The organism is Bradyrhizobium sp. 18BD (assembly GCF_054185225.1).
Map to the genome: position 1 here is coordinate 22,873 of NZ_JAVAYL010000023.1, position 16,174 is coordinate 39,046.

At 64.7% G+C, this 16,174-nt stretch carries 16 protein-coding genes and 1 tRNA gene; 11 read left to right on the forward strand and 6 right to left on the reverse strand.

The genetic code is table 11. The annotated features are described in order from the left end of the window. Positions 1 to 62: 62 nt before the first annotated feature. Together RAD16_RS32860 and RAD16_RS32865 are read left to right on the forward strand one after the other, a co-directional pair. Entirely contained in the window at positions 63 to 1,388 is a 1,326-nt protein-coding gene (locus RAD16_RS32860; RefSeq protein WP_458161994.1) for an FAD-binding oxidoreductase, read from the forward strand. A gap of 3 nt (positions 1,389 to 1,391) precedes the next feature. Next, positions 1,392 to 2,132 (forward strand): SDR family oxidoreductase, encoded by a 741-nt coding sequence (locus RAD16_RS32865; RefSeq protein ID WP_458161995.1) that lies wholly within the window; start codon positions 1,392 to 1,394, stop codon positions 2,130 to 2,132. A 187-nt stretch (positions 2,133 to 2,319) separates the two neighbouring features. On the opposite strand, the gene RAD16_RS32870 is transcribed toward RAD16_RS32865, so the two are convergent. Further along, positions 2,320 to 3,285 (reverse strand): complex I NDUFA9 subunit family protein, encoded by a 966-nt coding sequence (locus RAD16_RS32870; RefSeq protein ID WP_458161996.1) that lies wholly within the window; start codon positions 3,283 to 3,285, stop codon positions 2,320 to 2,322. Positions 3,286 to 3,434: 149 nt separating this feature from the next. On the opposite strand from RAD16_RS32870, the gene RAD16_RS32875 reads away from it, so the two are divergent. Next, a tRNA-Leu gene (locus tag RAD16_RS32875) sits at positions 3,435 to 3,521 on the forward strand. A 108-nt stretch (positions 3,522 to 3,629) separates the two neighbouring features. Here RAD16_RS32875 and RAD16_RS32880 read toward each other — a convergent pair. Further along, positions 3,630 to 4,901, reverse strand: a complete 1,272-nt coding sequence (locus tag RAD16_RS32880) for an MFS transporter (RefSeq protein WP_458161997.1) — start codon at positions 4,899 to 4,901, stop codon at positions 3,630 to 3,632. Between the two features lie 286 nt (positions 4,902 to 5,187). On the opposite strand from RAD16_RS32880, the gene RAD16_RS32885 reads away from it, so the two are divergent. The 8 genes from RAD16_RS32885 (at position 5,188) to ptsN (ending at position 13,205) form a co-directional block, all read left to right on the forward strand. Next, complete coding sequence (locus tag RAD16_RS32885; RefSeq protein WP_458161998.1) at positions 5,188 to 6,513, forward strand: UbiA family prenyltransferase; 1,326 nt, start codon at positions 5,188 to 5,190, stop codon at positions 6,511 to 6,513. Positions 6,514 to 6,612: 99 nt separating this feature from the next. Beyond that, a complete protein-coding gene (locus RAD16_RS32890; RefSeq protein ID WP_458161999.1) occupies positions 6,613 to 7,227 on the forward strand; it encodes a ribonuclease D in 615 nt (204 codons plus the stop codon). Between the two features lie 170 nt (positions 7,228 to 7,397). Continuing rightward, positions 7,398 to 8,123, forward strand: coding sequence for an LPS export ABC transporter periplasmic protein LptC (lptC, locus tag RAD16_RS32895; protein WP_458162001.1), 726 nt, complete (start codon positions 7,398 to 7,400; stop codon positions 8,121 to 8,123). Positions 8,124 to 8,128: 5 nt separating this feature from the next. Next, positions 8,129 to 8,845 carry an LptA/OstA family protein gene (locus RAD16_RS32900; RefSeq protein ID WP_458162002.1) on the forward strand — a complete coding sequence of 239 codons (717 nt, stop codon included), beginning with the start codon at positions 8,129 to 8,131 and terminating at the stop codon, positions 8,843 to 8,845. Positions 8,846 to 9,081: 236 nt separating this feature from the next. Then, a complete protein-coding gene (gene lptB / locus RAD16_RS32905; protein ID WP_458162003.1) occupies positions 9,082 to 10,101 on the forward strand; it encodes an LPS export ABC transporter ATP-binding protein in 1,020 nt (339 codons plus the stop codon). Between the two features lie 90 nt (positions 10,102 to 10,191). Further along, complete coding sequence (gene rpoN, locus RAD16_RS32910; RefSeq protein ID WP_458162004.1) at positions 10,192 to 11,823, forward strand: RNA polymerase factor sigma-54; 1,632 nt, start codon at positions 10,192 to 10,194, stop codon at positions 11,821 to 11,823. Between the two features lie 78 nt (positions 11,824 to 11,901). Beyond that, a complete protein-coding gene (gene hpf, locus RAD16_RS32915; RefSeq protein WP_458162005.1) occupies positions 11,902 to 12,513 on the forward strand; it encodes a ribosome hibernation-promoting factor, HPF/YfiA family in 612 nt (203 codons plus the stop codon). Positions 12,514 to 12,743: 230 nt separating this feature from the next. Further along, entirely contained in the window at positions 12,744 to 13,205 is a 462-nt protein-coding gene (gene ptsN, locus RAD16_RS32920) for a PTS IIA-like nitrogen regulatory protein PtsN (protein WP_458162006.1), read from the forward strand. Positions 13,206 to 13,235: 30 nt separating this feature from the next. Here the strand turns inward: ptsN and RAD16_RS32925 are convergent, their stop codons facing one another. The 4 genes from RAD16_RS32925 to RAD16_RS32940 form a co-directional block, all read right to left on the reverse strand. Next, on the reverse strand, positions 13,236 to 13,742 hold the full coding sequence (locus tag RAD16_RS32925; RefSeq protein WP_458162007.1) for a GNAT family N-acetyltransferase: 507 nt from the start codon (positions 13,740 to 13,742) through the stop codon (positions 13,236 to 13,238). Between the two features lie 265 nt (positions 13,743 to 14,007). Continuing rightward, positions 14,008 to 14,280 (reverse strand): BQ00720 family protein, encoded by a 273-nt coding sequence (locus RAD16_RS32930; RefSeq protein ID WP_007598581.1) that lies wholly within the window; start codon positions 14,278 to 14,280, stop codon positions 14,008 to 14,010. A gap of 50 nt (positions 14,281 to 14,330) precedes the next feature. Further along, the gene (locus tag RAD16_RS32935; protein WP_028139463.1) at positions 14,331 to 14,756 is read right to left on the reverse strand and encodes an Hsp20 family protein; all 426 of its coding nucleotides are present in this window, start codon (positions 14,754 to 14,756) and stop codon (positions 14,331 to 14,333) included. Between the two features lie 322 nt (positions 14,757 to 15,078). After that, positions 15,079 to 16,164 carry a sn-glycerol-3-phosphate import ATP-binding protein UgpC gene (locus RAD16_RS32940; protein WP_458162008.1) on the reverse strand — a complete coding sequence of 362 codons (1,086 nt, stop codon included), beginning with the start codon at positions 16,162 to 16,164 and terminating at the stop codon, positions 15,079 to 15,081. Positions 16,165 to 16,174: the final 10 nt, after the last annotated feature.

Here is a 16,174-nt window from a genome sequence, read left to right on the forward strand (position 1 = left end):
GCTTTTGATCGGTAGGCAGTTTCCAGAGCCGGGCGGCGCGCGCCCGGCACAGGAGCTGAGCCATGACCCTCGTCAGCGGCTGGGGGCGTTTCCCGGTCGTCGATAGCGACGTGCTGCGGCCGCGGTCGTTCGAGGCCGTGGGCGACGCCGTGGTGGCCGGTTCCGTGGCCCGCGGCAATGGCCGCGCCTATGGCGATGCCGCGATCGGCGCGGTCAGGACGATCGGGATGACCGGGTTCGACCGGGTCAGGTCGTTCGATCCCGCGACCGGGCGCATCCGTCTCGAAGCCGGCGTGCAGCTCGCGGATCTGATCGACACCTTTGGTCCGCGCGGCTTCCTGCCCTTCGTCGTGCCCGGCACGCGCTTCGTCTCGATCGGCGGCGCCATCGCCGCCGACGTGCACGGCAAGAACCATCATTGCGAGGGCGGCTTCGGCCGCTATGTCGACAGCATCCTGCTTCGCACCGGCCAGGGCGTTGTCATCGAAGCCTCGCGCGAACAAAATTCCGATGCCTTCTTTGCGACCGTCGGCGGCATGGGCCTCACCGGCGTAATTCTCGAGGCGACGATGCGGCTGCGGCCCGTCGAGACCGGCTGGATCCGCGAACGCGTGATCGCCACGTCCGATCTCGATGCCGCGATGCGCGCGCTCGATGCCGGCGATGCCGCGACCTATTCAGTGGCATGGATCGATTGCGCGGCGCGAGGGCCCGATCTCGGCCGTTCGCTGATCTATCTTGGTGAGCACGCCGGCAAAGACGAGCTCACTGAGGCCGCCGCTACCTTTCCCGTCGGCAAGAATCCCGGGCTCGCCGTGCCTGTCGACCTGCCGTCGATGACGCTCAATCGCTACAGCGTCCGCGCCTTCAACGAGCTCTATTACCGCATGGGCGCGCGCCGCGCCGGCGGCAGTCATATCGTCTCGCTCTATCCCTATTTCTTCCCGCTCGACAGCATCGCCGACTGGAATCGCATCTATGGAAGGCGCGGTTTCCTGCAGCATCAATGCGTGATCCCGGAAGCCGGCGCGCGCGACGTGCTCGCCGACATTCTCGATCGTATCACGCGGCGCGGCGATGCGTCCTTCCTCGCGGTGCTCAAGAAGCTCGGCCATGGCGACGGCATTTTGTCGTTCCCGCTGCCCGGCTACACGCTGGCGCTGGATTTTCCGCTGAAGGGAGACATCCTGAATTTCCTCGACGAGATCGATCGTCTCGTCGTCGCCGCCGGTGGCCGTCTTTATCTCGCCAAGGACGCGCGCCAGTCGCGCGCGACGTTCGAGGCCGGCTATCCCGCTCTATCGCGCTTCAATGCGATCCGCAAATCGCTCGATCCCAAGGGCAACATCCGCTCAAAGTTGTCACAACGCCTGTTCGATGAGGTCTAAGCCGTGACATCACGCAAGTCCGCAATTGTGCTCGGTGGCTCCTCCGATATCGGCCGTGCCGCTGCGCGCGCCTTTGCCAAGGCAGGTTACGATGTCAGCCTCGCAGGCCGCGACACCGCCGCGCTGGAGCCCGACGCTGCGGATCTGCGCGCGCGCTACAATGTCGAAGCGCGCACGTTGACATTCGATGTGCTCGATACCGCCTCGTTCGATGGCTTCATCGCCGGCCTTCCCGCCCTGCCCGACGTCGTCGTCTCGATCATCGGTCTGCTCGGCGTGCAGCAAAACGCCGAGAGCGATCTCGCGCACGCGACCACGATCATGCGTTCGAACTACGAGGGACCGTCGCTGATCCTCGGCCTGTTCGCCGAAAAATTCCTGGCGCGCGGCAATGGCACGATCGTCGGTGTGTCGTCGGTGGCCGGCGACCGTGGCCGCGCCTCGAACTATGTCTACGGCTCGGCCAAAGCCGGCTTCTCCGCCTTCCTGTCCGGCCTGCGCGCACGTGCGAGCCGCGGCGGCGTGCACGTCGTCACCGTGAAACCCGGCTTCGTCCGCACCAGGATGACGGAAGGCATGAAGCTGATCGGTCCGCTCACCGTCGAAGCGCCCGTCGTGGGTGATGCGATCCTGAACGCGGTCGAGAAGAAGGCCGATGTCGTCTATGTCAGCGGCAAATGGCGTCTCGTGATGCTGATCATCAAGACGCTGCCGGAAGCGGTGTTCAAGAAGCTGAAGTTTTGAAAGTCGCGGACCGCGCCGCTTTACCTCGCCCCGCTTGCGGGGAGAGGTCGGATTGCGAAGCAATCCGGGTGAGGGGGTACAGGTCTCTCGACCATCTCACGCGTGGAGAGAGGCCCCTCACCCCAACCCTCTCCCCGTAAGAACGGGGCGAGGGAGCGCACCGCCGCTGCGGCGGAAACTAGCGTCCTTACGCGCTCTTGCGCTGGAACTGCCCCTGCGGGCGGAAGCGCCAGAGGTACTGCGGGGCAACCGCTTCCAGCGAATCGGCGGTGATGCCGAGCCCTTCCAGCGTCAGGCCCGCAGCCTTCGCCGCATCCGACACGATATTGTCGCGCTCGAGCAGCGTGACCTGGTCCGGCGTCAGCTTGAACGCGCCGGGCGCAAATTGCAGGAAGGCGGCCTCGAAGCGGGCGAGGCCGAACGGCATCGGCAGCAGCGTCGGCTTGCGATCGGCAATCCTGACGATGGCCTCGATGATCTCGCGCATGGTCAGCACTTCCGGCCCGCCGAGCTCGTAGGTCGCGCCCGCCTTGGCCTTTCCGTCGACGGCGTCCGCGATCGCGGTGGCGACATCGCCGACATAGACCGGCTGCATCCTGGTCTCGCCGCCGATCAGCGGCAGCACCGGCGACATCCGCGCCAGCGCCGCAAAGCGATTGGTGAACTGGTCCTCGGGGCCGAATATCACGGAGGGACGGAAGATCGTGGCCGACGGCACCGCGGCGAGCACCGCCGCCTCGCCGACCGCCTTGGCCTTGGCGTAGCGCGAGGGCGATTCGGCATCGGCGCCGATCGCGGAGACGTGGATCAGCCGGGCTCCGGCCGCCGCGGCCGCCTTGGCGACGGTCTCGGCGCCCTTGGCCTGGACGGCGTCGAAGCTCTGCGCGCCGCCCTCGGCGAGGATGCCGACCAGGTTGATCACGACGTCCGAATCACGCACCGCCGCCTCGACCGAGGCCGGATAGCGCAGATTGGCCTGCACCACGTGGACCTGGCCGACCTTGCCGGAGGGCTGGAGGTAACCGGCCAGTTCCGGCCGCCGCACCGCAACACGGACCCGGTAATCCCGCCGGCACAGCGCCCGGACGACATTCCGGCCCAAAAACCCCGATCCGCCGAAAACCGTGACGAGAGTTTCCAGATTCGATGCCATGGAGGTCCATTCCTGCGGAAGAGTGCGTGTTATCAGGCTTGTATCGGTCCGGTTTGCGATGCGCAATCCGCATCGCTAAAACCGGGCAAGCATGAATTGACAACGGCGTCACCGAACCGTAGTAACCGCCTCCGTGCCCCAAACGGCATGCCCAGGTGGTGGAATTGGTAGACGCGCTGGCTTCAGGTGCCAGTGGCTTAACGGCCGTGAAGGTTCGAGTCCTTTCCTGGGCACCATTTTGCGGGGTTTGGACCCGAAATAGACCTACCTCCGATCGGTAAAGGTGGCAGGGCGGCGATTGCCGCATCGCTGCGGCTGCGGTCGCCTGATGAGGGGACGGCCCCTCACACCACCCGCTTCCCCGCCCGCTCCGCCACCGCCTTCTGCACAAAATACATCGCCACCAGCGCGACCATGGCCGAGGCGACGACGACGTAGCCGATCCGGTCGAAATGGAGCAGCGAGCCGTCAGGGGCTTGCGCGATAATGGCGCCGGCGAGCACCGAGCCGAGGCCGCCGGAGAGCTGCTGCAGCGAGGCGCTGATCGCGCTGAAGGAGCCGCGCTGGGTCTGGTCGGGGATCGCCGACATTAGCGCCTGCGACGGGATCATCCGCGAGAAGATGCCGACGAACATCAGCACGTTGACGAGGATCGCGGTCCAAAGCGTAACGTGGCCGAGATGGGTGTAGATCAGCACCATGATCACCGACACCACGCTGCCGAACACGAAGGTCGGGTATTTGCCGAACGCATCGCTCGCCCTGCCCACAAGCGGTCCCGTGACGATGCTGAACAGGCCGGAGACCAGATAGATCGTCGGCAGGTGCAGCATGTCGATGCCGAGATTGTGCACGGTGAAGGCGCTGGAGAACGGCATCAGCATGTAGCCGCCGGTCGCGAGCAATGTCGTGACCGCGAAGGCCAGCGTGTAGCGCGGCTCGCAGACCGTCGCGACCAGATGGTGGAACGGATTCCTGTCCTGCTTCAGCTTCAGATGCGCGTCGACCGGCTCCATCGCGAAGGCGATGATGGCGATCGTGACGATCGACAGGCCGACGATCGCAACGAAGCAGATGTGCCAGTTCCAGTGATTGGCGAGAAACAGCCCCGCGGGAATGCCGAGCACCTGGCTCGCGGCGAACGCCGTCTGCACGAACCCCATCACCCGGCCGCGCAGATGCAGCGGGAACAGATCGGTGATGATGGCGAGCACGACCGAGCCGATCACGCCGCCGAACAATCCGGTCACGATCCGGCCGAGCAGCAGCACATGGTAGTTCTGCGCGGCGGCGCAGAGCAGGGTTCCGAGCGTGAAGCCGACATAGAAGAACAGCAGCAGCCGCTTGCGATCGAAGCGATCGGCAAAGCCGGCGGCCAGAATGCCAGAGAGTCCCGCGCTGAACGCGTAGGCGGACACGGCGACGCCGAATTGAGTGGCGGTGATGTCGAGCGCGGGCATCAGGATGGCGCCGAGCGGCGACATGATGATGAAATCGAGGATGATCGTGAACTGCGTGAACGCGAGCAGCGCGATGAGGAGCGCCTGGTAGCGCGAGAAGCCGCGCTGGCGTTCCTGCTGGTTGTCGAGAGGCGCGGCGAGCGTCTGTTCGGTCATGGCACCTGGTTCTGGCGAGCGGGAGGGAGAGACTGGCAGATAGGGTGGACCGGAATGATGTCCACGGGGCGCACGCCAAAAGCCATGCGGGAACACGAAGCTCCCGCCGGTTGTGGGATCCTTGCAACAGCTGATGGATCGGTTGGTCCTGGTATTCCAGGGGCCGCCGCCCTTTCGGGCCAGATTAAGCCGCCCTTAGCGAATGCCCCCTAGGCTCGCTTCCGTCCATTTCCCTGCTCCCCGGCCCTGAGAGCCGGTCAGTTTGCGGTCAACAGAGCGTTTTCGGATGGAGCAGCCTGCCTGGAGTTACGATTCTGGCGCGACGGAGCCATTGGCACCGGCGGCGGCTGCGCGCGCGCTCGTGATCGATCTCGAAGGAGCCCTGCTGCGGTCCGAGCTGCTGATGGAAGCGCTGTTCTCCAGGCCCGCCCTCATGCTGGCCCGCTTCGGCGCGGGCGGACGTCCGGGCATGGCGGCGCTCACCGATATCCTGGCGCAGGCCGAGCTCGACTACGCCCATCTGCCCTACGACTCCGACGTGCTGAACCAGGCGCTGGCGGCGCGGGCGCGGGGCGAGAAGATCTATCTGGTCGCCGGCCGCTTCGCCGCTCATGCCGCCGGCATCGCCGCGCATCTCGGCTTCGATGGCGTCGTGACGCCGGCTGATCTCGCCGCGGGTGACAGGCTGCCGTTCGATCGTACGTCGATCGAACGCATCGATGGCCGAAGCCGTGGCCGCGCCGGCTTCAAGATCTGGGCGAAGGCGCTGCGGGTCTATCAATACGCCAAGAACACGCTGGTGTTCGTGCCGGCGATCACCGCGCATCAGATGAATCTGCCGACGCTCGGCTATGCGCTGCTGGCGTTCATGGCGTTCTCGGCCTGTGCGTCGGGCGCCTATCTGATGAATGATCTGCTCGACCTCGCCGCGGACCGGCAGCATCCGACCAAGCGTCATCGCGCGCTCGCGGCCGGCGACTTGCCGATCTCCTCGGCGCTGTTTGCGATCCCGGCGCTGTGGCTGTTCGCACTCGTCGCCAGCCTTTGCATCTCGCCGCTGTTCCTCGGCGTGCTCGGCGCCTATCTCGCCACCACGATCGCCTATTCGCTCGTGCTCAAGCGCAAGATGCTGGTCGACGTCGTCACGCTCGCCGGTCTTTATACGCTGCGTATCATCGCCGGCGCCGTCGGTGTCGGCGTGGTGCTGTCGGAATGGCTGCTGATCTTCTCGCTGTTCGTGTTCACCTCGCTGGCGCTGATCAAGCGCTTCAGCGAGCTCAGCATGCGCGAGAGCGCCGGCCTCGCCGATCCCTCCAACCGCGACTACAGGATCACCGACCTGCAGATCATTGCCGCGATGGCGGCCGCGAGCGCGATGAACGCGGTGACCGTGTTCTCGCTCTACGTCTCGTCGACGGCGGTGACGCCGCTCTACAGCCGCCCCTGGATGCTGTGGCTGCTCAATCCGCTGCTGCTGTACTGGTTCGGCCGGGCCCTGATGATGGCGCATCGCCGCGAGATGCCCGACGATCCCATCCTCTACGCGTTCCGCGACGGCCCCAGCCGCACCACCGTGGCGGCGATGATCTGCATCATGCTGGCGGCGATCTGAGCCAACGGCTTGCGCGCCCCGCCGCCAGTGGCTACATCGCGGTCCATCTGATTAGCTTATGATGCCGACAGACAAATTCGATTGAGGTTTTGACACGCCATGACCGTACGCCTGCATCGCGGCGACCTGCCCGACCTGTCCCGCTACTCCGGAGCGGTGGCGATCGACACCGAGACCATGGGGCTGAACCCGCACCGTGACCGGCTCTGTGTGGTGCAGCTCTCGCCCGGCGACGGCAGCGCAGACGTGGTGCAGATCCCCAAGGGTCACACCGATGCGCCGAACCTGAAGGCGCTGTTGGCCAATCCCGCCATCACCAAGATTTTCCATTTCGCACGGTTCGACGTCGCGGTGCTGTACCAGACCTTCGGCGTCATGACCGGGCCGATTTATTGCACCAAGATTGCCTCGCGCCTGACCCGCACCTACACCGATCGCCACGGCCTCAAGGACCTCGTCCGCGAGGTGCTCAATGTCGATCTCTCCAAGCAGCAGCAGTCCAGCGACTGGGGCTCCGACAGCCTGACCGAGCCGCAGCTCGCTTACGCCGCCTCCGACGTGCTGCATCTGCATGCCCTGCGCGAGCGGCTCGATGCCATGCTGGTCCGGGAGGGCCGCACCGCGTTGGCCAAGGCCTGTTTCGACTTCCTGCCGACCCGCGCCCTGCTCGACCTCCAGGGCTGGGAGGAAGAGGACATTTTCGCGCATTCCTGAGCCGTCATCCGGCGGCTAGGCTTAGACGTCAGGCTTGGGCGCCAGGTTTGGGCGATCGCCCCGTTTCGGACACTTTCGTGCGGCCTGTCGCGGGCTGCATATTGTGGTGGCGCCGGGTACAATGGCGCGCCTGCTAACCGGACCAGGCGAGCGACAGCTCGGGAGCTCAGGTGAATTCGGCCCAGAATCCAACTTACGACGCCGCGCTTGCGGCGAAGTTTGCCAGCGCGGCGCGTCACAGCCGTCTGGTCCGGATTCTGCGCGTCGCGGTGCCGCTGACGGTGGCCGCATCCATGGCGGCGATCGTTATCGTCTCGACCTTCCTCAATCCGTTCCAGATCCCGGTGAAGCTCGACTCCGGAAATCTCGTGGTGACAGGCACCAAGATCACGATGGAATCGCCGCATCTGTCCGGCTTCACCCCGGACCAGCGGCCCTACGAGCTCTGGGCCAAGACCGCGACGCAGGACATCACCGACCCCGACCATGTCGATCTCAACGACCTGCGCGCCAAGGTGCTGATGGAGGATCAGTCGACCCTGTTCCTCGATGCCCGCACCGGCCGCTTCGACAACAAGCAGCAGCAGCTCGATCTGCACAAGGATATCTTCCTGCGCACCTCGACCGGCTACGAGGCGCGGCTGAACTCGGCCTTCGTCGACATGGGCAAGGGCACGGTCAGCTCGGATGAGCGCGTCGACGTCAAGCTCACCAACGGCACGCTGACCGCCGATCGGCTGCGCATTACCGAAGGCGGCGACGTCATCCGCTTCGAAGGCAATGTGGTGATGCATCTGGACAAGCTGGACGATCCCGCCGCACAACCTGCGCCGGTCGAGCCGGCGCCGGCGCCACCGCCGGCCAAGTCAAAGAACAAATCGGCCAATTCAAAGTGATTTTCATGATCAGGTCTTTTCCGCGCAATAACACGCGCAACACCGTCCTTGGGGTGGCCGCGCTCGCCGCCACTGTCGCGCTTGCTGCAACCGGCGCCGCATTCGCACAGAGCACGATGCAAGGCGTGCCGAACGCGATGCAGGGCTTTTCGCAGAACCGCGACCAGCCGATCCAGATCGAAGCCGCCTCGCTCGAGATGCGCGACAAGAAGAAGGAGGCGACCTTCTCCGGCAATGTGAAGGTCATCCAGGGCGACACCACCATGACCTCGAAGACGCTGGTGGTGTTTTACGACTCCGGCGGCGGCGACAAGCCGGCCGCGCCGCAACCGGCCGCGCCCGCAGCGAAGGCGACCAAGGGCGCGCCGATGCAGTCGTCAACGCCCGGCCCCGGCGGCAGCTCCTCGATCAAGCGGCTGGAGGCGCGCGGCAATGTCGTGGTCACCCAGAAGGATCAGGTGGTGACAGGCGAGACCGCCGTGTTCGACACAAAGACCAATCTCATCACCATGCTCGGCGGCGTCGTCCTGACGCAGTGCAAGAACGTGCTGCGCGGCGACCGTCTCGCGGTCGACATGACCACCGGCGTCTCGCGCGTCGAATCCGACAGCGGCCGGGTGCAGGCCCTGTTGCCGCAGGGCGGTAGCAATGACTGCGGATCGGGTGGCCCGGGCAAGCCCGCGGCCCCGCCGCTGCAACTGCCCGGGACCGGCAAAAAGTAAATTCAGATCACGATTTCAATGGCTTGGACAGGATTCACGCGATCCGAGGTTGAAGCTTGCCCGACGAGACTGTATTTACCGCGCAGGGCTTTCGAAGCAGGGTCCGCCGCTTTTCGGGCGTGTTTCACTGGGCATGAGACATCCCTTCATTCATGCTGCGTCGGCCAATCGAGAGGCCGGCGCGCCAGATCGCGCGAGCACCGCGCGGGATCACCGTAGAAGGCTAGAAGGCGGGGATGGTCGATCTTTTCAGCATGTTCCGTCGGCGCCCCGCCAAACGCGGCCGGCCAGGATTTGCCCGTGACATCACCGCGCTCGGCGACAGCGTCGGCGGGCTGGTGCCGAGTCCGGTGCCAAGCCCGGTGCGTGATGCGCCGCCGATCGCGCGCGACCAGCCGATCCATGCGCCCGACCCCTATCAGGACGACTATCAGGCCAACTACCAGGCTGAGCCGCCGCGCGCCCAGGCGGTCCACCCGGTCAGGGCTGGCGCCAGGCCGAATGGCTCAGGCGGACCGCAGCTTCTGAAGCGGCCGGGCTTCCTGGCTGTGCATAGCGTGGAAAAGAGTTTCGGCAGCCGCCAGGTCGTGCGCGGCGTCAGCATCTATGTGCGGCGCGGCGAAGCGGTCGGCCTGCTCGGCCCGAACGGCGCCGGCAAGACCACCGTGTTCTACATGATCACCGGCCTGATCAAGGCCGATCGCGGCGCGATCGAGCTCGACGGCCACGACGTCACCAAGCTGCCGATGTATCAGCGTGCGCGGCTCGGCATCGGCTATCTGCCGCAGGAAGCCTCGATCTTCCGCGGCCTCACTGTCGAGCAGAACATTCGCGCCGTGCTCGAAGTGGTCGAGCCGTCGCGCAAGAAGCGCGAGCAGCAGCTCGACTCCTTGCTCGACGAATTCAACATCACGCGCCTGCGGAAATCGCCGTCGATCGCGCTGTCGGGCGGTGAGCGCCGCCGCGTCGAGATCGCGCGCGCGCTGGCGACGCGTCCGAACTACATGCTGCTCGACGAGCCCTTTGCGGGCATCGATCCGATCGCGGTCGGCGACATTCAGGATCTGGTCCGCCATCTCACCAACCGCGGCATCGGCGTGCTGATCACCGACCACAATGTCCGCGAAACGCTCGGCCTCACCGACCGTGCCTATATCGTCTATGCTGGCGAGATCTTGACGGAAGGCAGCCCGGACGAGATCGTGGCTGATCCAGACGTTCGCCGGCTTTACCTTGGCGAGGAATTCCGCCTCTAGCCCGTTTTTCGATTTCGTCAAGCCGTGTACATCGGGCGCGGACTAGGATAAGCAAAAATCGGACCAACTTTTTGGATCGGTTCTTGCTTCATGGCGCTTACGCAGAGATTAGAGTTCCGGCAATCGCAGTCGCTGGTCATGACGCCGCAGCTGATGCAGGCGATCAAGCTGCTGCAATTGTCCAATCTCGATCTCACGACCTTCGTGGAAGAGGAACTCGAGCGGAACCCCCTGCTGGAGCGGGCCAATGACGAGGCCCCCGGCGGCGAGGCTCCGGCCGAGGCCGGCCAGTTCGGCGGTGGCGACGATTCCGGCAGCCATGGTGAGGGTCAAGGCGACGACGGCTTTGGCGGCAGCGGTGACGCCTTCGAGCCGGGCCAGGAAGAATGGATGAGCAAGGATCTCGGCACCCGCGCCGAGATCGAGCAGACCCTGGATACGGGCCTGGACAACGTCTTCTCCGAGGAGCCCGCCGAGGCCGCCGCGCGCAACGCCCAGGATGCCGCGCCGACCACCTATACCGAATGGGGCGGCGGCGCCTCGGGTGACGAAGACTACAATCTCGAAGCTTTTGTCGCGGCTGAGACGACGTTGTCGGACCATCTCGCCGAGCAGCTCTCGGTCGCCTTCACCGGCGCGGCGCAGCGCATGATCGGTCAGTACCTGATCGATCTCGTCGACGAGGCCGGCTATCTGCCGCCCGATCTCGGCCAGGCTGCCGAGCGTCTTGGCGCAACGCAGGCCGACGTCGAGGACGTCCTTGCCGTGCTGCAAAAATTCGATCCGCCCGGCGTCTGCGCGCGCAATCTGAGTGAGTGCCTGGCGATCCAGCTCCGCGAGCTCGACCGCTACGATCCCGCGATGCAGGCGCTGGTCGAGCATCTCGATCTTCTCGCCAAGCGTGACATCGCTGCCTTGCGCAAGCTCTGCGGTGTCGACGACGAGGACATCGCCGACATGATCGGCGAGATCCGCCGGCTCAATCCCAAGCCCGGCATGAAGTTCGGCTCGGCCCGTTTGCAGACCATGGTGCCGGACGTCTATGTCCGCCCGGGTCCGGACGGCGGCTGGCATGTCGAGCTCAACAGCGACACCTTGCCGCGCGTGCTGGTCAACCAGACCTACTATTCCGAGCTGTCGAAGAAGATCGGCAAGGACGGCGACAAGTCCTACTTCACCGACGCATTGCAGAACGCGACCTGGCTGGTGCGCGCGCTCGACCAGCGCGCCCGCACCATCCTGAAAGTTGCAACCGAGATCGTTCGCCAGCAGGACGGCTTCTTCACGCATGGCGTTGCGCATCTGCGGCCGCTGAATCTGAAGGCCGTCGCCGACGCCATCCAGATGCATGAATCCACGGTGTCGCGCGTCACCGCCAATAAATACATGGCGACAAATCGCGGCACATTCGAATTGAAATATTTCTTCACCGCCTCGATCGCCTCGGCCGACGGCGGCGAGGCGCATTCGGCCGAAGCCGTGCGCCACCACATCAAGCAGCTGATCGATTCGGAGGCGCCGTCGGCAATCCTGTCGGATGACACCATCGTGGAACGCTTACGCGCTTCGGGCATTGATATTGCCCGCCGCACGGTCGCGAAGTACCGCGAAGCCATGCGCATTCCGTCCTCGGTGCAACGCCGCCGCGATAAGCAGAGCGCTCTTGGTAACGTCCTTTCTACCGCACTGTCGGATCGCTCCCGCAACACCGAACCGGCCTGATTGCGCTGGCGCGAAATCGCGCTACTCTCATCCCCCCATCGCGACCGATCCAAGCTGGGCAACCAAGCGAGGCATCACATGACTCTTCGGATTTCGGGCAAGAGCGTCAGCGTCGGCGAGGCCCTGCGTGGCCGCGTGACCGACCGGACTGAAGAGGTCCTGCGCAAATATTTCGACGGCAATTATTCCGGCCACATCACGCTGTCCAAGGACGGCTTCGGATTCCGGACCGATTGCGCGCTGCATCTCGATTCGGGAATTACGCTGGAGGCCGATTCGAACGCGCCGGACGCCTATGCCAGCGCCGACCAGGCGCTGATCATGATCGAGAGGCGCCTCAAGCGTTACAAGAGCCGGCTCAAGGACCGCTCGGCCCGCAAGGCCCATGTCGCGTCCGCTGCGCTGGCCGCGCTCGACGCCACCGCTTATGTGCTGGAGGCGCCGGGCGAGGGTGAGGACGAGGACGAGGTCACCGGCTACAACCCTGTCATCATTGCCGAGGCCACGACATCCCTGAAGCAGCTCTCGGTCAGCGAGGCGGTCATGGAACTCGACCTCAGCGGGGCACCCTGCCTGGTATTCCAGCATGGCTCCAGCGGCCGGGTGAACATCATCTACCGCCGGGCCGACGGCAATGTCGGCTGGATCGACCCGCCAGGCGCGAAACCGGACGGCAAGGCGGGTGGTTAGGGCCGGAACCGGCCCCCGTACGACCCGCAGCTCTTAACAATGACCGGGGCAAAGCCGCACGCAGGAGTTGGCACCGGGATTGCGTTGGAGTAGAAGCGCCCCACATCAGGGCTTAGCGAGACTTGGGCTAAGTCCCCCTCCTGCTTCACCTTCTTGACGCCGGCCTGGCTCGGTTCGACTGAGCAGGCCAATTCGGAACCTGACGGTTTAATTCACCTCGGAAGACGTTCATGCCGATTACCGATCTGGTCGCGCCCGAGGCGATTCTCCCTGCATTGAAGGTCAACAGCAAGAAGCAGGCTTTGCAGGAGCTTGCGGCCAAGGCCGCCCAGCTGACCGGGCAGAACGAGCGCTCGGTGTTCGAGGTGTTGCTGCAGCGTGAGAAACTCGGCACCACTGCGGTCGGCTACGGCGTCGCCATTCCCCACGGCAAGCTGCCCAAGCTCGAGAAGATCTTCGGCCTGTTCGCACGGCTCGACCGCCCGATCGATTTCGAGTCGATGGACGGCCAGCCGGTCGATCTGGTCTTCCTGCTGCTCGCCCCCGAAGGCGCCGGTGCCGATCACCTCAAGGCCCTCGCCCGCATCGCCCGCCTCCTGCGCGATCAGGACATCGCCAAGAAACTCCGCGCCTCGCGCGATGCCCAGGCGATCTATTCGGTGCTGGCGCTGCCGCCGGCGACCGCGGCGTAAGGCCGCCCACTCTGCTTTCCTTGAGTAAGCCTAGAGGGTGCGCGACAGATAGCGCACCGTCTTGCTGTCATTGTGGATGCTGGCGCTGCCGACCTCGGCAAATCCCAACGCTGCGTGAAACGCATCCGACGCCGGATTCGGCGGCTGCTGGTTAACTTCGCAAACGATGCGGTCGTGCCCCGCCTCGGCCGCGCGATCGAACAGGTCGGCATAAAGCCAGCGCGCGCATCCCATGCCTCGTGCGGAAGCGGCGACCACGATCCGGTCGACATAGACAAAGCGTGCGTAGCGGGATCGAAACCACAGGAAGTTCGGACTGTCGTATTGCCCGTCCTGATCCAGTGCGATCATGAAAGCATCGAGATTGCCGATCCTGCGCGCGTAGAAGGCTTGGGCGACGAGGTCTTGCAGCCGCTCGCGCTCAAGCCATGACAATTCCTCTGCGTGGCTGTTGTTGAGCGCAAGCAGGGCGTCACAAAGCGGTGTGCCGGGCGAAACCTCGAGCCTGGTGATCGGGACGGGTGCGATCATGTTCATGGCGACGATCTACCAGCCGCGAGGCACAAAGCAAAACCGGCGACCTGCGAGAGAACGAGAGTTGAACTCGATGTCGCCTCACACTCCGTCATTGCGAGCGAAGCGAAGCAATCCAGAATCTCTCCGCGGAAGGATTCTGGATTGCTTCGTCGCAAGTGCTCCTCGCAATGACGATGCGGAAACATCATCGCGCACAAATGAAACGGGCACGCCTTCGCGTGAAGGCATGCCCGCCAGAAACTCTATTCGTGCGACGCGCGTGCGCTCAGTGCACGCTGACGGCTTGCAGCTCGTTGCTCCAGGCGTTGGCGATCGCGGCTTCGCGGCTGTCGGTCAGCATGATCGGCGTGCCGTCGGCGGCGTGGAGCGCGAAGAGCTTGAGACCCGGCGCGATTTTCGGGGCTTCGGGAAACAGGCCCGGCACGTCTTCGGAACGGATCTGCTTCACATAGGCGATGTGACCTTCGCCGAGGGTTGCCAGCGTCTCGGGAGAGACGTTCTTGGCTTCGTATTCGAACGCAACGTGACCTTCACTCATGGTCTCGACTCCTCTGGAACACTAAGCGGTCGAGTCCGCTACTCGTTCCATTATTCGTGCTCATTGATAGCGATTGTCTTAACGATCCTCTCCGGTTCTGGCCGGGCCAGGTCGATCGACAACAACCCGTTCTTCAGATCCGCACCCAGCACCAGCATCCCCTCCGCCAGCACGAAGGTGCGCTGGAAGTGGCGCGCGGCGATGCCGCGATGGATGTATTGCCGGGTCTTGTCGTCCTGCTGTCGCCCGCGGATCACGAGCTGGTTTTCCTCAATGGTTACATCGAGTTGGTCGCGGGTGAATCCGGCGACCGCCAGCGTGATGCGCAAACGCTCGGGCTGGCCGTCCGCTCCCCCGCACCTCTCGATATTGTAGGGAGGGTAGCCGTCGGCGCCTTTGACGACGCGGTCGAGCACGCGCTCAATCTCGTCGAAGCCCAGAAGGAACGGACTGGATAACGTGGGAACACGAGACATAGTTTACAAAGTCCTTTCGAAGCGACTTTGACGTTTCAGGGCCCGGAAGCGGCGCCCCTTGGTCAACAATATGGTCATATCCCTGTGTAGGTTCAAGCACGTAGCAGGGGCCTGTGGATGGGGCATGCGTGGGGCGCGGCCACTCATTCTGCCATGGTGAATGCGCCGGTTATGTCTCCGAACGGCCGTCACGAGTGCTGCGACGACAGGCCTCGGCAGGACGATTTTGCGCGGCGAATTTTCCCAATGAAAACAGAGCCCCGCCTACTGTGCATGGGGTTGTTTTCGCAGTTTTTGTTTAGCCCGCCCCTTCCGGAGCGGCTCAGGCCTCGATTCGCGTCCGCCCGTCGCCGCTGAAAAGGTGCAGCTTTTGGCGCACCGCTGCGACGCGGATCTTCTGGCCGATGGCCGGGGCTTCGGTTCCGGGAATGCGGACGATGATCTCGCCCGGCGGCAGTTCGCCCGGGGTGGCGGCGACGCGTTGCTCGTCCTGGGCGCGTGAGCCGTAGACGAAGGTTTCGGCGCCGACGCGCTCGATGGCTTCGACGGTGAGCGACAGTGCAACGCCGCCGGCGGGCGTCTGGTCGGTGATGACGAAATCTTCCGGTCGGATGCCGAGAATGCCGGCTTCGGCCGCGCTGCCGCCCAGCTGCGATTTGATTTCATCGGCGCGCGTCGACATCAAATTCATCGGCGGTGCGCCGATGAAGGAGGCGACGAAGGTCGTCGCCGGCTTCTCGTAGATCGCGAGCGGATTGCCGACCTGCTCGACCTGGCCGCCGTTCATCACCACGAGAATGTCGGCGAGCGTCATCGCCTCGAGCTGGTCGTGCGTGACGTAGATCGACGTCGTGTTGAGCCGGCGCTGCAGTTTGCGGATCTCGACGCGCATCGCGATGCGCAGCTTTGCGTCGAGGTTGGAGAGCGGCTCGTCGAACAGAAACACCTTTGGCTGGCGCACGATGGCGCGGCCCATCGCGACGCGCTGGCGCTGGCCGCCGGAGAGCTGGCGCGGCTTGCGCTCCAGCATCGGCGTGAGCTCGAGCACGCGCGCGGCTTCCGCGACGCGGGTCTTGACCTCGGCCTCCGCCATGCCGCGGTTGCGCAGGCCGTAGGCCATGTTGTTGAAGACGCTCATATGCGGATAGAGCGCGTAGTTCTGGAACACCATTGCGATGTCGCGATCGGCGGGCTCGATCTGGTTGACGACCCGGCCGCCGATGTCGATCTCGCCGCCGGTGACGGTCTCCAGGCCTGCGACCATGCGCAGCAGCGTGGACTTGCCGCAGCCGGAGGGGCCGACCAGCACGCAGAACTGGCCGTCGGCAACGTCGACGTTGACGCCTTTGATCGCTTCGAAGCCGCCCGTATAGGTCTTGCGGACGTTGCGCAGGGTGACGTTAGCCATTGCTTTCACC

Bases quoted from the DNA above. Each gene is read 5' to 3' on its own strand.
- RAD16_RS32860 (WP_458161994.1), top strand. From the start codon at position 63: ATGACCCTCGTCAGCGGCTGGGGGCGTTTCCCGGTCGTCGATAGCGAC.
- RAD16_RS32870 (WP_458161996.1), bottom strand. From the start codon at position 3,285: ATGGCATCGAATCTGGAAACTCTCGTCACGGTTTTCGGCGGATCGGGG.
- RAD16_RS32880 (WP_458161997.1), bottom strand. From the start codon at position 4,901: ATGACCGAACAGACGCTCGCCGCGCCTCTCGACAACCAGCAGGAACGC.
- RAD16_RS32885 (WP_458161998.1), top strand. From the start codon at position 5,188: ATGGAGCAGCCTGCCTGGAGTTACGATTCTGGCGCGACGGAGCCATTG.
- RAD16_RS32890 (WP_458161999.1), top strand. From the start codon at position 6,613: ATGACCGTACGCCTGCATCGCGGCGACCTGCCCGACCTGTCCCGCTAC.
- RAD16_RS32900 (WP_458162002.1), top strand. From the start codon at position 8,129: ATGATCAGGTCTTTTCCGCGCAATAACACGCGCAACACCGTCCTTGGG.
- lptB (WP_458162003.1), top strand. From the start codon at position 9,082: ATGGTCGATCTTTTCAGCATGTTCCGTCGGCGCCCCGCCAAACGCGGC.
- rpoN (WP_458162004.1), top strand. From the start codon at position 10,192: ATGGCGCTTACGCAGAGATTAGAGTTCCGGCAATCGCAGTCGCTGGTC.
- hpf (WP_458162005.1), top strand. From the start codon at position 11,902: ATGACTCTTCGGATTTCGGGCAAGAGCGTCAGCGTCGGCGAGGCCCTG.
- ptsN (WP_458162006.1), top strand. From the start codon at position 12,744: ATGCCGATTACCGATCTGGTCGCGCCCGAGGCGATTCTCCCTGCATTG.
- RAD16_RS32925 (WP_458162007.1), bottom strand. From the start codon at position 13,742: ATGAACATGATCGCACCCGTCCCGATCACCAGGCTCGAGGTTTCGCCC.
- RAD16_RS32930 (WP_007598581.1), bottom strand. From the start codon at position 14,280: ATGAGTGAAGGTCACGTTGCGTTCGAATACGAAGCCAAGAACGTCTCT.
- RAD16_RS32935 (WP_028139463.1), bottom strand. From the start codon at position 14,756: ATGTCTCGTGTTCCCACGTTATCCAGTCCGTTCCTTCTGGGCTTCGAC.
- RAD16_RS32940 (WP_458162008.1), bottom strand. From the start codon at position 16,164: ATGGCTAACGTCACCCTGCGCAACGTCCGCAAGACCTATACGGGCGGC.